Annotated in this window: 10 protein-coding genes; 7 read left to right on the top strand and 3 right to left on the bottom strand. The window is 64.4% G+C overall.

Annotated elements, in window-relative coordinates; genetic code table 11:
• Positions 1–6 precede the first annotated feature (6 nt).
• Positions 7–903, bottom strand: coding sequence for a type II secretion system protein N (locus tag KP001_RS13225; RefSeq protein ID WP_217286096.1), 897 nt, complete (start codon positions 901–903; stop codon positions 7–9).
• A 503-nt stretch (positions 904–1,406) separates the two neighbouring features.
• On the opposite strand from KP001_RS13225, the gene mqnB reads away from it, so the two are divergent.
• The 4 genes from mqnB (at position 1,407) to KP001_RS13205 (ending at position 6,075) form a co-directional block, all read left to right on the top strand.
• The gene (gene mqnB, locus KP001_RS13220; protein WP_217286095.1) at positions 1,407–2,156 is read left to right on the top strand and encodes a futalosine hydrolase; all 750 of its coding nucleotides are present in this window, start codon (positions 1,407–1,409) and stop codon (positions 2,154–2,156) included.
• A 205-nt stretch (positions 2,157–2,361) separates the two neighbouring features.
• Positions 2,362–3,231 carry a 1,4-dihydroxy-6-naphtoate synthase gene (locus KP001_RS13215; protein ID WP_217286094.1) on the top strand — a complete coding sequence of 290 codons (870 nt, stop codon included), beginning with the start codon at positions 2,362–2,364 and terminating at the stop codon, positions 3,229–3,231.
• A gap of 74 nt (positions 3,232–3,305) precedes the next feature.
• Entirely contained in the window at positions 3,306–5,531 is a 2,226-nt protein-coding gene (locus tag KP001_RS13210; RefSeq protein WP_217286093.1) for a PAS domain S-box protein, read from the top strand.
• Positions 5,532–5,610: 79 nt separating this feature from the next.
• Positions 5,611–6,075 carry a septal ring lytic transglycosylase RlpA family protein gene (locus tag KP001_RS13205; RefSeq protein ID WP_217286092.1) on the top strand — a complete coding sequence of 155 codons (465 nt, stop codon included), beginning with the start codon at positions 5,611–5,613 and terminating at the stop codon, positions 6,073–6,075.
• A 287-nt stretch (positions 6,076–6,362) separates the two neighbouring features.
• Here the strand turns inward: KP001_RS13205 and KP001_RS13200 are convergent, their stop codons facing one another.
• Entirely contained in the window at positions 6,363–8,291 is a 1,929-nt protein-coding gene (locus tag KP001_RS13200; RefSeq protein WP_217286091.1) for a tetratricopeptide repeat protein, read from the bottom strand.
• Between the two features lie 302 nt (positions 8,292–8,593).
• Here KP001_RS13200 and KP001_RS13195 point away from each other — a divergent pair, with 302 nt between their 5' ends.
• The 3 genes from KP001_RS13195 to thiL are packed head-to-tail and all read left to right on the top strand — an operon-like array spanning position 8,594 to position 12,469.
• Positions 8,594–9,034, top strand: a complete 441-nt coding sequence (locus tag KP001_RS13195) for an Hsp20/alpha crystallin family protein (protein ID WP_217286090.1) — start codon at positions 8,594–8,596, stop codon at positions 9,032–9,034.
• 10 nt (positions 9,035–9,044) lie between these two features.
• On the top strand, positions 9,045–11,483 hold the full coding sequence (lon, locus tag KP001_RS13190) for an endopeptidase La (protein ID WP_217286089.1): 2,439 nt from the start codon (positions 9,045–9,047) through the stop codon (positions 11,481–11,483).
• A complete protein-coding gene (gene thiL / locus KP001_RS13185; protein WP_217286088.1) occupies positions 11,480–12,469 on the top strand; it encodes a thiamine-phosphate kinase in 990 nt (329 codons plus the stop codon). Before lon ends, thiL begins: the two co-directional genes overlap by 4 nt.
• Here thiL and KP001_RS13180 read toward each other — a convergent pair.
• Positions 12,456–12,854, bottom strand: a complete 399-nt coding sequence (locus KP001_RS13180) for a secondary thiamine-phosphate synthase enzyme YjbQ (RefSeq protein WP_217286087.1) — start codon at positions 12,852–12,854, stop codon at positions 12,456–12,458. The two genes, thiL and KP001_RS13180, sit on opposite strands and share 14 nt — an antisense overlap.
• Between the last annotated feature and the right edge of the window lie 54 nt (positions 12,855–12,908).

The following is a 12,908-nucleotide window of genomic DNA, read 5'->3' as shown; positions in this document are numbered from 1 at the left end:
ACTGCGTCACCTTATGTCATACGTGAACGTTGTGGGGCGGCCGTCGCGGATCAGGTCGAGCTTGATCCTGCTTTGCCCTTTGAGCGAGGCGAAAGACTGGATCGCCTTCTCCGGGGAGTCGATGGGGAAGTCGTTCATCCTCAAAAGGACGTCGCCGTTTTTGATGCCGACGGTGCCGAAGATCCCCTGCGGCTTCACCTCGGAGGCGCGGAAGCCCTCGACCTTGCCCTCCTTCATGCTGGGCAAAAGGCGCGCGTCGGTCATGGCCTGCCCGATGTTGTCCAGGGCGGCGTTCAGGGCGCGCTGGTCGATGACGTAGTTGCCTCCCCCGGCGGGTGCGGCCAGGCCGGCGCCACCGGCAACTCCGGCAGGCGCGACCGCGGGAGCCGCCGCCTCGGCCGCGGCGGCCATCGGGGTAAGGATCTTCACCCGCTTGCCGCCGATGAGGATCTCGGCCACGTCCTTCTTCACGGCAACCAGCGGCCCGGCCGAGAACACCGTGTCGCCCAGCCTGAAAACCCGCTCTTCGTGGGTCGAATTCTTAAGCACCAGCGCGAAGGTTTCCCGGAAGGAGCCGACGGCCGTCCCCAAAAGGACCAGGTCACCGACCGAGGCGGGGGGGGGCGCGGCCGCCGTGGCTGGCGCGCCTCCCTGCTGCTGCAGCGCGGTGAGTTTACCCTGGGTGGCCCTGCCGAACAGGCCCCGCTCCAGGATCGGGGCGAAGCTGAGCAGGTCCTGGCTCCCGGCCGGCGCTGCCGCGACCTGCGCCGCGACCTGCTTCTGCGCGTTCCTGGGATACAGGGCGGCGATCTTGACGCTCAACAGATCCGCTGCGATGAGGGCTGCGACTGCGGTGATGGCGAGGCCAAGGGTTAGGTTCAGGGGGAGAATCCAGCGCGGCATGAAAGACCCTTCTTTGCGAGTAGTTGGAGCTGAGCGAATATATTAGATGCCTTTGACTTATGCAACAAAAAAGGGGGTCCGGGCTCCCGGTTTCGGGCATCCCCGCGGCCACCCTTTTCCCCCTCTCGCCATGGCCTTGGCACCATCCGGCTCGGGGACCACCGTCACGACTGCTCACGAAAGGGAGACGATATAATGAGAGCCTACGCTACCCGTGCCGTAACCCAAGGCCACCATTATCAGCAAAAGCTGTGCCGCCGCTTCTGGAGCGACAATACGGAAAGGATTGTAGCAGATGAGGCATGATTTGCGGTACTTTTTTCCAATGAGGAGTTCGGCGCCGGCGAGGCGGCGGCGGGTGTCACGCCACGTGCGCGGCACCCCGGACGGGTGGTTTTTTGACAGATGACGGTTATTTGACGCCGCGACCGCCGTGACAGTCGTTGAAGTCGGCTTCTCTGCTGTGCTACACTCGCGCACCAAAAACGTGCAGGGAGCAGCGTATGAGCCGCATCATCGTCACCGCATCGACCCGGATGGAACTCTCCGAACTGCTGGTCGCAACCTCGGCCTCCGCGCTGCCGGGCGCCGGGCATGTGCCGCTGCATCGGGCCGAGATCGGGGGAACGGAAATCCTCCTCGCCCTTACCGGGATCGGCAAGGTGAACGCGGCGAGCGCCGCCACCCTCCTTTGCGAGCGCTACACCCCGGATCTCATGATCAACACCGGCTGTGGCGGCGCCTTTACCGGAGCCGGCCTCGCCGTGGGGGACCTCGCCATCGCCGACAGCGAGTGTCTCGCCGATGAAGGGGTGCAGACTCCCTCCGGGTGGCGCGGGCTCGACCTGATCGGCATCCCCGTCTACGAGGGGAGGGGGGAGAGGCTTTTCAACCGCATCCCCCTGGACCGTGAGGTCGCGCGTCGCGCCCTCGACTGCGCGACCGTCAGCGGCTTCAGCGCCATCATGGGCCCCTTCCTCACCGTTTCCACCTGCTCCGGGACTGCGGTGCAGGGGGAGGAGCTGCTGCGGCGCTTCCCCGGGATCTGTGAAAACATGGAGGGGGGCGCCGTGGCCCAGGTGGCGCTGATGTACGGCATCCCCTCCCTGGAGGTGCGCGGCATCAGCAACATGGTGGAGGACCGCGACCTGTCGCGCTGGAACCTGAAGCGCGCGGTGGGCGAGGTGCAGCGCTTCCTGGCGCTTTACCTCGAGCAGGCGGCCGCGCCCCACCCCGGTCCATGCTGTAAATAAGTCTCTGCGTCCCCTTCCCCTTTCTGGTTCGTCTAAGGAATCTGCCCTGCAGAGCTTCTAATTGTACTACGAATGATTCGTTAACCTTTTCTTGCGCGATAAGCGGGCTGATAGTATATTGGTGAGTCTTAAAACTTGCGTCATGCCGCTTATTGCCGGCGGCCGCTTCGCTGCAACTTAAGTAAACCGGGAGCAAGAGCAATACATGAATGCAGTAATGACAGACAAACAGGACCAGGAACCGTCCCCGATACTATCCCTCGGGTTCTCGCCCTGTCCCAACGACACCTTCATCTTTGACGCCTTGATTCATGGACGGGTCGACTGCGGCTTCCGGTTCCGTGAGCGGCTGGAGGACGTTGAGACCCTGAACCGTATGGCGCTCGAATCGGTGCTCGACGTCTCCAAGGTCTCTTATCACCTGCTGGGACACATCCTCAAGGACTACCTTCTCCTGAGAAGCGGAGGTGCACTCGGCCGCGGCTGCGGACCGCTGGTCGTCGCGCGAGGCAATGTCGATCCCGGCGCCCTGGCCGGCAAGCGTGTCGCGCTTCCCGGCCGGTACACCACCGCGGCGCTGCTGCTTAGGCTCTTCAACCCGGCCCTGACCGATTTCGTCTATCTTCCCTTCCACGAGATCATGGCCGCGGTGGCCGACGGTTCGGTGGCGGCGGGGGTCATCATCCACGAATCCCGCTTCACCTACCAGGGGTACGGCCTGCACAAGGTGCTCGACCTCGGGGAGTGGTGGGAGCGGGAGACGGGCCATCCCATCCCGCTGGGGGGGATAGCGGCCAAGCGCTCCCTGGGGAGGGACGCGCTGCTCAGGCTTGAACGCGGCATCGGGGAGAGCGTCGACTACGCCTTCGGGCACCCGGGCGAGGCCCGCCCCTACATCCGCGCCCATTCCCAGGAGATGAGCGACGAGGTGTGCGACGCCCACATCGGCCTCTACGTGAACGATTTCTCCCGCGAACTGGGTAGCGGCGGGGAGGCCGCGGTGCGCCTGTTGCTCGGGCGCGCGGCGGCGGCGGGGATCATCCCCCCCTGGCAGGAACCGCTGCTCATTTCCTGAACAGGAAAACTCAAGTTATCTTCTTTCGCGCCGAAAGGTGCAGAAGCTGTTTTTCGCACCGTGGAGGATCCTTGATGACCAAGCCGTTGAACTGGAAGCGGCATATAGGGGTGGCCCTCGCGTTCGTAGCCATTTTCTGGCTGGGGGACGCGCTGCTCGACGCCACCCTCATGAGGCGGGAGCCGCTCTGGGAGCAGATCCACGATCCCAATCTCTACGAGATCGGGATGCGGACCTTCTACGCCGCCCTGCTCGGCATCTTCTTCGCCTCCCTTTCCATCGTCTGCGAGCGCGGCCGCAAGGTGGAGACGGCGCTGCGCCATTCCGACGACCTCTCCCAGATCTTCCTCGATTCCTCCCGTGACGCCATCTGCGTGGTCCGGACCGACGACTACACCATCGCCAACTGCAACGGCGTCTTTCTCGCCAACTTCGCGCTGACCGAAGAGGAAGCGCTGGGGGCCAGTCTGGCCGACCTGGTGGCCCGGCAGGGGCTCGCCGACCAGATCATGAGCCTCATCTCGGAGTGCGCCTGCAACGGGACCCCGCTTAACTGCGAGATCTGCTATCGGGCGGAGGATGGGAGGAACCGTTACGAGGACATCTCGGTCCACCCCATCGGGGAGCTGGAACAGGGGGGGCGGAGGGTGCTCTTCGTGGCGCGGGACATCACCGTGCGCCGCACCGCGCAGGAGCGGCTGGAAGAATCCGAGGCGAGGTACCGTGCCATCTTCGAGGACACCGGGACCGCCATGGCCATCATCCTTCCCGACGGCACCCTGCAGATGGTGAACCGCGGCTTCGAGGCGGTCACGGGGCTTTCCCGGGCCGAGCTCGAGGGGAAACGGGTTTGGACCGAGTTCGTCGGCCGTTGCGACAGCGACGGCATATCCGCCCAGGAAGAGGGCGTTCTTCCCGGCGTCCCGCGTCGCAGCTTCGAGGTCCGGTTCTGCGGCAAGGACGGCGTCCGGACCATGGCCGGCAACTGGTCGGTCATCGAGGGGACGGAGCAGTCGGTGCTCTCCCTGGTGGACATCAGCGCCCACAAGGAGGTCGAGGAAGCGCTCAGGGAAAGCCGGGCCACCCTGGCCGTGGCGCAGCGCATCGCCCGCCTGGGGAACTGGGACTGGGACCTCGGCAGCGACACGCTCACCTGGTCCGACGAGATGTACCGCATCTACGATGTCGACCCCGCCACCTTCGTGCCCACCCACGAGCTGGTGCTGCAGGCGGTGCACCCCGAGGACCGGGCGCAGGTGATCCGCGCCGTGAACGACGCCATCTACAACCGCAGGGCGTACCACAAGGACTACCGGATCGTGCTGGCGAACGGCTCGACGCGCACCCTCTCCGCCCGTGCCGAGGTCACCTACGATGCGCTGGGGAGGCCGCTGCACATGGTGGGGACCGCCCAGGACATCACCTGGCGCATCGAGGCCGAGCAGGCCCTGCGCAACTCCGAGGAGAAGTTCTCCAAGGCCTTCCACGCCTCCCCGGACTCCATCGTGATCACCCGTGCCGAGGACGGCACCTACATCGACGTCAACGAGGCCTTCCAGGAGATCACCGGGTACAGCCGGGAGGAGGTGATCGGCAGGACCTCCACCGAGCTCATGCTCTGGGCCGACTCCGATGCGCGCATGGTGATGCTCAAGCTGTTGAACGAGCACGGGCACGTGCGCAACCTGGACGTGCGCTTCAGGGTGAAGTCGGGCGAGATCCGCGAGCTGTTGTGGTCCGCGGACGTGATCGAGTACCAGGGGGAGGCCTGCCTGATCGCCATCTCCCGCGACGTCACCGACCAGCGCCAGATGGAGCGGGAGCTCCTGGAGAGCGACGCCCGCCTCTACATGAAGCACGAGGAGCTGAAGAACGTCTTCCACCAGATGGAGGGGATCCGGCGCGAATGGGAAGAGATCATGGACTGCATCTCGGACCTGTTCATCCTGGCGGACCAGTTCGGCAAGATCCGCCGCTTCAACCGCGCCGTGGAAACCTTCACCGGCATGGCGCACCGGGACATCGTCGGCAGGGATTGTCTCGCCTTCCTGGAGGAACACGGCCTCAAGGAGCACCTGGAGTCCCCGGGGACCGAACTGCTGCACAAACCGACCGGCAAATGGTTCGTCGCCAAGCGGCATGCCTTCCCGGCGGAGATCGACGGCTCTGCGCGCGAGGTGGTCATCATTAACGACACGACCACGATCGGGCGCCGCGAGCGGGGGGCGCAGCCCCTCAAGGACGTGCCGGCGCAGGGTCAGCCGTCCGGCTCGCAAAGCGTCGTAACATTAAAGGTTTAGCCCCGCGCTGGCTCATTGGAAGTTGACTTGAGGGTTAGGGCATGCTATAAGAGTGCCTCGCCCAACAAAGGAGGTGCGCATGGCATCATCCGAGCGGAGCCGCAGGCTGGTGCGCATAGTCGCCCTGGCCCTGATGCTCCTCCCGATCCACACGCTTCCCCTGCTGGCTGCAGAACAAGTAGCAAAACCGGTAGTAGAAAAGGCAGTAGAAAAGGCAGAAACGCAAGACAAATCGGTGGTGAAAAAACTGGTCGGCATAGCCTCCTACTATGCCAAGAAGTTCCACGGAAGAGCGACCACCTCGGGAGAGCGGTACCATCCGGAAAAGATGACCGCCGCCCACCAGAGTCTTCCGCTGGGGACCAAGGTTCTGGTCCGGAATCTCGCCAACGATAAGGAAGTCACGGTTGTCGTCAACGACCGTTGCCGCAAGAAGGGGTTCCCCTTCATCGACCTGTCACGGGCCGCGGCAAGGAAACTGGGTTTCCTCGGGGAAGGAAAGGCCAAAGTGGCCATCATTCCGCTGACCGAGGACGAATCCTAGAAACATCAAAATACAATCTGGGCGAACAGAGAAAAAGGCCGGGGATATTCCCCGGCCTTTTTTCGTTTTTCCCTGCGCACAGTGATGAATACCGGGAAAAGGTGCGGGGGGAACCTTCCCCTTGCGGGAGGGGGGGGGAAGAGGGGGGCCGCATTGCCGGAGGTGGCGGCTTCACCCACCCCCCGTCCCCCTCCCGTCAAGGGAGGGGGCAAAGGTCCCTGAACGCAAAAAGGCAGCCCCGCCGGGGCTGCCTTTTTCCAATCGCTTCGCTGTCTCTTCGGCAGCGGCTAATCTTCCTTGTGCTTCTTCTTCGAGGAGGACTTCTTCTTTTTCGAGGAGGATTTCTTGGACGACTTCTCCTCCTTCTCCTTGGACTTCTTCCCTTTCTTACCCTTCTTGGACTTGCTCCCGCCCGACCCCTTGTGCTTGCGGAAGCTTCTCGGCTCGGGGTTGAACTCGTCCTTGATGTTGCTTAAAAGGACCTGCGCCTCTTCCAGTTCCGGGTCCGCCTTCCTCGCAGCCTCGAGAGACTCCTTGGCCTCGGCGATGTGGCCGTCCTTCATCTGCACGCGCCCCATGGCGTTCAGGGCCTTGGCATGGTCGGGCTTCAGTTTCACCGCTTCCTTGTACTCGTCGGTGGCGGCGGTGTAGTTCTTCTGGAACTCGTAGACCAGCCCCAGCTTGTAGTGCGCGTTGGCATCGTTGGGGGAGAGTTCCACCCCCTCCTTGAGGAGCTTCGCCAGGGAGTCGTAGTTCTTGTTCTTGACGTAGATGGCGGTGAGGGCGGTGCGGGCCTCCTGGTCGTCCTTCTTAAGGCGCAGCACTTCCTGGTACTCGTTGGCGGCCTGATCCATCTCGTTGCGCTTGCGCAGCAGGTTGGCGAGCTCGCGGTGGGCCTCCAGCGAATCGCCGTCCAGCTTGATGGCGGCCTGGTAGGCGCTGATGGCGGAGTCGAGGTCCTTGGTGTTGACGAAGGCGCGCGCCAGCTTCAACTGGGTCGGAGCGTCGGCGGGGGTTGCCTTGATCAGCGCCTGGTACTGCTCCAGTGCCTGCGGGAAGCTTCCCCTGAGCGTGTAGATCTCGGCCAGGCGCTGGCGCGCCTGCAGGTTGTCCGGCGTGCTGGCGAGCACCTGACGGTATTCCACCACCGCCTCGTCGAGAAGCGCCTTGCGCTCGTAGATGCCGGCCAGGTTCAGGTGCAGCTGCGGGTTCTCACCCTTGTTCCTGATGGCGTCGCGGTAGTAGGACATCGCCTCGTCTTCGCGTCCCAACGCCAGCAGGCAGTCTCCCAGGCGCTGCTGCGCCACCGCGTCAGTCGGCTCCTCCGCGATCCTCAGCCGGTACTCGCTGATGGCCATCTCCAAATCCTTGGCCTTGTTGTACTGGTCGGCGAGGGCCATGTGGTCGACCTTGGGCGTATCCTTCGCCTTGGCGCCGATCCCGGCCAGCACCCGCTCGTACTCGGCGCTCTTCTGGTCCCCCTTGCGGACGTACCCCTCCGCGAGCAGGCGGTGCACCTCCTTGTTGGCGGGTTCGGCGATCGCCGCCTGCTTAAGCTCGGTGACCGCCTTGTCGGTCTCGCCGCGGGCGAGGAGCAGGGCGCCAAGCCCCAGGCGTGCCCGGGCGTTCCCCGGCTGAATGGCGAGCGCCTTTCTATATTCGTCCTCGGCCTTCTGCTTCTGCCCCACCGCGTCGTAGGAGGCGGCCAGGTCGGTGTGCAGGGAGGCATCCTCGGGAAGGGCGGCGAGCGCCTCGGTGAAGTGGAAGATGGCGAGCTGGTGCAGTTCCTTCTGGGCCAGGATCCGGGCGAGGCCGCCGTGGTAGCGTGGGTCGCCGGTCTTGAGCCCCTGGGAGAGCTCGACCGCGGCCTCCTCGCTGGCCCCTTTCTGCAGGTGCAAAAGGCCCAGGTTGCCGCTGGCCGGGTAGAAATCGGGATCGAGCGCCAGGGTTTCCCGGTACTCCTGGATGGCGGCGTCGATGTTGCCGCTGCGCTCGAAGGCGAGCGCCTTCAGGTAACGGCCCGGGGCGCCGGTGGGGCAGAGTTCCGCCACGCGCTTTTCGGCATCCTTTCTCTTTTGCTCGCTCGTCTGCGGTGTCAGTTCCAGGATGGTCTTCTTCGCTTCGAGGCAGCTGTTGGTCGCGGGAAACGGCCAACTGAAGCCGGTGCTGAACAGGGTCACCGCCAGAAGCGAGGACAGTGCTGCGTATCTTTTCATGTAGGGCCCTTTTAATTACGCGAGAACGTGTGGTGGGGGGGCGCGCAGCGGCGTGCCGTGGGCTCCACCGGACCAACCGGCCCGGTGAGGTTGGCGGATTATACACACCGGCGCTAATAAATTCAATTCCAAAACCATAATCATTAACGATCCCGGGCCTTTGAGCCCGTAAAGCCGCGCCGGGCGGGGGGCTCTGGAAGGTTAGGGCGGATTACCTTGACTTTCATGATAAAGATGGTTAAATCATCTGCACCGGCCACGGGGCCGGTTTTTCATTAAAAGGCGGGTAACAGAGGGGCGCGATGGCGGTAATTCCCAAGGAACCTTTGGAATGGCTGAACCTGTTCCGCCAGCAGATGGACGAGATCTTCCGATTTCTCTCCACGCTGGAGGGGCGGGAAGGCTTCACCGACAAGGAACAGTCCCCGCTGGTCGACATCTATGAAACCGACCGCTCCTTCGTAGTCGAGGTGGAACTTCCCGGCTGCGAACGCGGCGACATCACCCTGAGCCTGTGCTGCTCCACCCTGGTGGTGGAGGGGACGGCGCGGGACGAAGCGGACCCGGGTGCGACCTACACCTGCCTCGAGCGCGGCACCGGCCGCTTTTGCAGGGCCATCGAGGTCCCCCCCGGCGTCGATTTGGAGGGGGTGCAGGCGCGCTACCGGCGCGGCCTGCTCACGGTGGAGTTCCCCTGGTGCAAGGGGGAGACGCCGCACATCCGCGAGATCCCGATTCAGTAAGGAGAGGTACATGGAAAACAGGCAGGAGACCGAAGAACTTAACATACCGGATGTTCTGCCGCTGCTCCCGGTCCGGGACGTGGTCGTTTATCCCTACATGATTCTGCCGCTTTTCGTGGGGCGCGAGATCTCGATCGCGGCCGTCGATCACGCCCTTTCCAAGGACCGCATGATCTTTTTGGCCACGCAAAGAGACGTGGGGGACGAGGACCCGGCCCCCGAGGCGATCTACGAGGTCGGCACGGTCGCCATGATCATGCGCATGCTGAAGCTTCCTGACGGCAGGGTGAAGATCCTTGTGCAGGGGCTCACCAAGGGGCGCATAACGGAATACCTCGCCGAGAAGCCCTTCTACTCGGTGCGCATCGACCGGATCATCGAGCCGGCGGCGCCGGAGAACACGCTTGAATCCGAGGCCCTGATCCGGACCGTGAAGGAGGAGCTGGCGAAGATCGTGGCTCTCGGCAAGGCCGTCTCCCCCGAGGTGATGGTCATCGTCGAGAACATGCAGGAGCCCGGCGCCCTCGCCGACCTGGTGGCCAGCAACATCGGCCTCAAGGTGGAGGAGGCGCAGGGGCTGCTCGAGGTGATCGACCCGCTGGAGCGCCTGAAGAAGGTGAACGACCTCCTGAACAAGGAGAGCGAGCTCCTCAACATGCAGGCCCGCATCCAGTCCGCCGCCAAGGAGGAGATGGGAAAGAGCCAGCGCGAATACTATTTGCGCGAGCAGCTGCGCGCCATCCAGCAGGAGCTCGGTGAAACCGACGCCAGAAGCGAGGAGATGGCGGAGCTCAGAAAGTCCATCGAGAACGCCAAGATGCCCCAGAACGTCGAGAAGGAGGCCCTGAAGCAGCTCGGCCGCCTGGAGCAGATGCATCCGGACGCCGCCGAGGCGGGGATGCTCAGGACCTTCCTGGACTGGATGGTGGACATCCCCTGGGGCAAGGCGACCAAGGACGCCCTGGAGATAAACCGCGCCTCCGAGATCCTCAACGAGGACCACTACTTCCTGGAGAAGGTGAAGGAGCGCATCCTCGAGTTCCTGGCGGTGAGAAAGCTGAAGAAGAAGATGAAGGGCCCCATCCTCTGCTTCGTCGGCCCTCCCGGCGTCGGCAAGACCAGCCTGGGCAAGTCCATCGCCCGCGCCATGGGGAGGAAGTTCGTGCGCATCTCGCTTGGCGGCGTGCGCGACGAGGCCGAGATCCGCGGCCACCGGCGCACCTACGTCGGCGCGCTCCCGGGGAGGATCATCCAGGGGCTCAAGCAGGCCGGCTCCAACAACCCGGTCTTCATGCTGGACGAGCTGGACAAGCTGGGAAGCGACTTCAGGGGTGACCCTTCCTCGGCGCTTCTGGAGGTGCTCGACCCGGAGCAGAACAACAGCTTCTCGGACCACTACATAAACCTCCCCTTCAACCTCTCCAACGTGATGTTCATCGCGACGGCGAACCAGATGGACACCATCCCGGGTCCCCTGCGCGACAGGATGGAGGTGATCAACCTCTCCGGCTACACCGAGGAGGAGAAGCTCGGCATCGCCAAGCGCTACCTGGTGCCGCGCCAGGTGAAGGAAAACGGCATCACCGAGGAGATCGTGACCTTCTCCGAGGAGGCCCTGCGCACCATCATCGCCAAGTACACCCGCGAGGCGGGCCTAAGAAACCTGGAGCGCGAGATCGGCAGCGTCTGCCGCAAGGTGGCGCGGAAATACGCCGAAGGGAAGGGTGAGAAGTTCGTCATCACCGCCGGCACCGTCCCCAAGTACCTGGGTCCCCCCAAGTTCCTGCGCGAGGAGGAGATGGAGAAGAACGAGGTCGGCGTGGTCACCGGACTCGCCTGGACCCCGGTCGGGGGCGAGGTGCTGTTCGTCGAGGCGACGGTCATGAAAGGGAAGGGGGGGCTGACCCTCACCGGCCAGCTGGGCGACGTCATGAAGGAGTCGGTCCAGGCGGCGCTTTCCTACATCCGTAGCAAGACCGCGGAGCTGAACATCCCCGAGGACTTCAGCTCGACCATCGACATCCACGTGCACGTCCCGGCAGGTGCCATCCCGAAGGATGGCCCCTCCGCCGGCGTCACCATGGCGACTGCGCTGGTCTCCGCGCTCACCAAAATCCCGGTGCGCAAGGAAGTCGCCATGACCGGCGAGATCACCCTGCGCGGCAAGGTGCTCCCGATCGGCGGCCTGAAGGAGAAGATCCTCGCCGCGGCGCGCCTGGGCGTCACCACGGTCATCATCCCGGTGCAGAACAAGAAGGACCTCGAGGACGTCCCGAAGACCATCCTCAAGAAGCTGAAGATCGTCGCCGCAACCAACATCGACGACGTGCTGGCGGTCGCACTGGAGAAGTTCCCCCCTCCGGCGCCCAAGGCGGCCAAGCCGGAGCCCCCCAAGACCAAGGTCAGGACCCGCGTCCCGGTCGCTTCCCCGGTGAGGGGCAAGGCTTGAGACTAGCCGAACTGGGCGAATTCGGCCTGATAGACAGGATCAAGGCAAACGTCGCCGCGTCCCCCTCGGTGCTTCTCGGCATCGGGGATGACGCGGCGGCGCTGTCTCCCACCCCCGGAGAGGTCACCCTGATCACCTCCGACATGCTGCTGGAGGGGGTCCACTTCGACCTCTCCTTCTGCGACCCGCACACCCTGGGCAGAAAATCCCTTTCCGTCAACCTCTCCGATGTCGCCGCCATGGGTGCGCGGCCACGCCACTTCCTGCTCGGCGTGGCGCTCCCCAAGGATGTCCCGCTCGAGTTCATGGACGGCTTCATGGCCGGGATGCTGGAGCAGGCGCAGCGTTTCGGCGCGACCCTCGTCGGGGGGGATACCTGCGCCTCCAGGGCCGGAATCGCCATCTCGGTGACCGCGCTGGGGGAGCAGCGCCCGGAGCTGGTGCTGAAGAGAAGCGGCGCGAACCCCGGGGATCTCATCTGCGTGACCGGGACGGTCGGGGATGCGGCGGCAGGGCTGAAGCAGCTCTTTGCCGGGGCGCGGGAAGGTTTCCTGGTGGAGCGGCAGTTGGACCCGACCCCGAGGGTGGAGGCGGGGGTGGGCCTGGCCGAGGCGGGTGTGGTTACGGCCATGATCGACGTGAGCGACGGTGTGCTGCAGGATCTCGGGCACATCTGCGAGATGTCGGGAGTGGGGGCGCGCCTGGAACTGGCCCGGCTGCCGCTGTCGGACGCCTACCGCGCCGAGTGCGGCGGGGACCCCTTTGCGCTGGCGCTCTCCGGCGGTGAGGACTACGAACTCCTTTTCTGCATACCTGCCGGCAAGGAGGCCGAGGTGGCGGCGCTCTGCGCGCAGGTAGACCTTGCGGTATCCGTCATCGGGGAGGTCAAAGCGGGAAGCGGGATAGAGCTCATCGCCCCGGACGGCTCCCTCTACACGCCGCCGCGGCGCGGCTTCGACCACTTCGCGCCGTCTAGTCCGCGCTGATCCTCACCGCCACCTTCCTATCCCTCGGCCCGTCGAACTCGCAGAAGTAGAGCGCCTGCCAGGTGCCCAGGAGGAGCTTGCCCCGGTCGATCAAGAGCCGCTGGCTGGTCCCCACCAGGGTCGACTTCACGTGGGCGGCCGAGTTTCCCTCGGCATGGGTGAAGTAGTGCGCGTCCGGCACCAGCTGGTCCAGGCAGTTAGCGATGTCCCGCTTCACCGCCGGGTCCGCCCCCTCGTTCACCGTGATACCCGCCGTCGTATGCAGGACGAAGACGTCGCAGCAGCCGCTCCCCACCATGCTGGCCGCAACCAGTGCCTCGACCCTGGCGGTGATGTCGATCAGCTCGGTTCTCTCCCTGCTTTTCAGTGTCAGGTACTGGATCATCCGTTCCTCCGTTGGCGCTGGCAGCGGTCACAACAAACGAAAGTAAAAGATGCG

The organism is Geomonas subterranea (assembly GCF_019063845.1).
GTDB classification, from domain to species: Bacteria; Desulfobacterota; Desulfuromonadia; order Geobacterales; family Geobacteraceae; genus Geomonas; species Geomonas subterranea.
The sequence above is the reverse complement of the archived record's forward strand: the minus strand, read 5'-3'. Positions and strand labels throughout refer to the sequence as shown.

What these genes read in the sequence shown, in the direction of transcription:
- KP001_RS13225 (WP_217286096.1), bottom strand. Translation starts at nt 903, where the DNA reads ATGCCGCGCTGGATTCTCCCCCTGAACCTAACCCTTGGCCTCGCCATC.
- mqnB (WP_217286095.1), top strand. Translation starts at nt 1,407, where the DNA reads ATGAGCCGCATCATCGTCACCGCATCGACCCGGATGGAACTCTCCGAA.
- KP001_RS13215 (WP_217286094.1), top strand. Translation starts at nt 2,362, where the DNA reads ATGAATGCAGTAATGACAGACAAACAGGACCAGGAACCGTCCCCGATA.
- KP001_RS13210 (WP_217286093.1), top strand. Translation starts at nt 3,306, where the DNA reads ATGACCAAGCCGTTGAACTGGAAGCGGCATATAGGGGTGGCCCTCGCG.
- KP001_RS13205 (WP_217286092.1), top strand. Translation starts at nt 5,611, where the DNA reads ATGGCATCATCCGAGCGGAGCCGCAGGCTGGTGCGCATAGTCGCCCTG.
- KP001_RS13200 (WP_217286091.1), bottom strand. Translation starts at nt 8,291, where the DNA reads ATGAAAAGATACGCAGCACTGTCCTCGCTTCTGGCGGTGACCCTGTTC.
- KP001_RS13195 (WP_217286090.1), top strand. Translation starts at nt 8,594, where the DNA reads ATGGCGGTAATTCCCAAGGAACCTTTGGAATGGCTGAACCTGTTCCGC.
- lon (WP_217286089.1), top strand. Translation starts at nt 9,045, where the DNA reads ATGGAAAACAGGCAGGAGACCGAAGAACTTAACATACCGGATGTTCTG.
- KP001_RS13180 (WP_217286087.1), bottom strand. Translation starts at nt 12,854, where the DNA reads ATGATCCAGTACCTGACACTGAAAAGCAGGGAGAGAACCGAGCTGATC.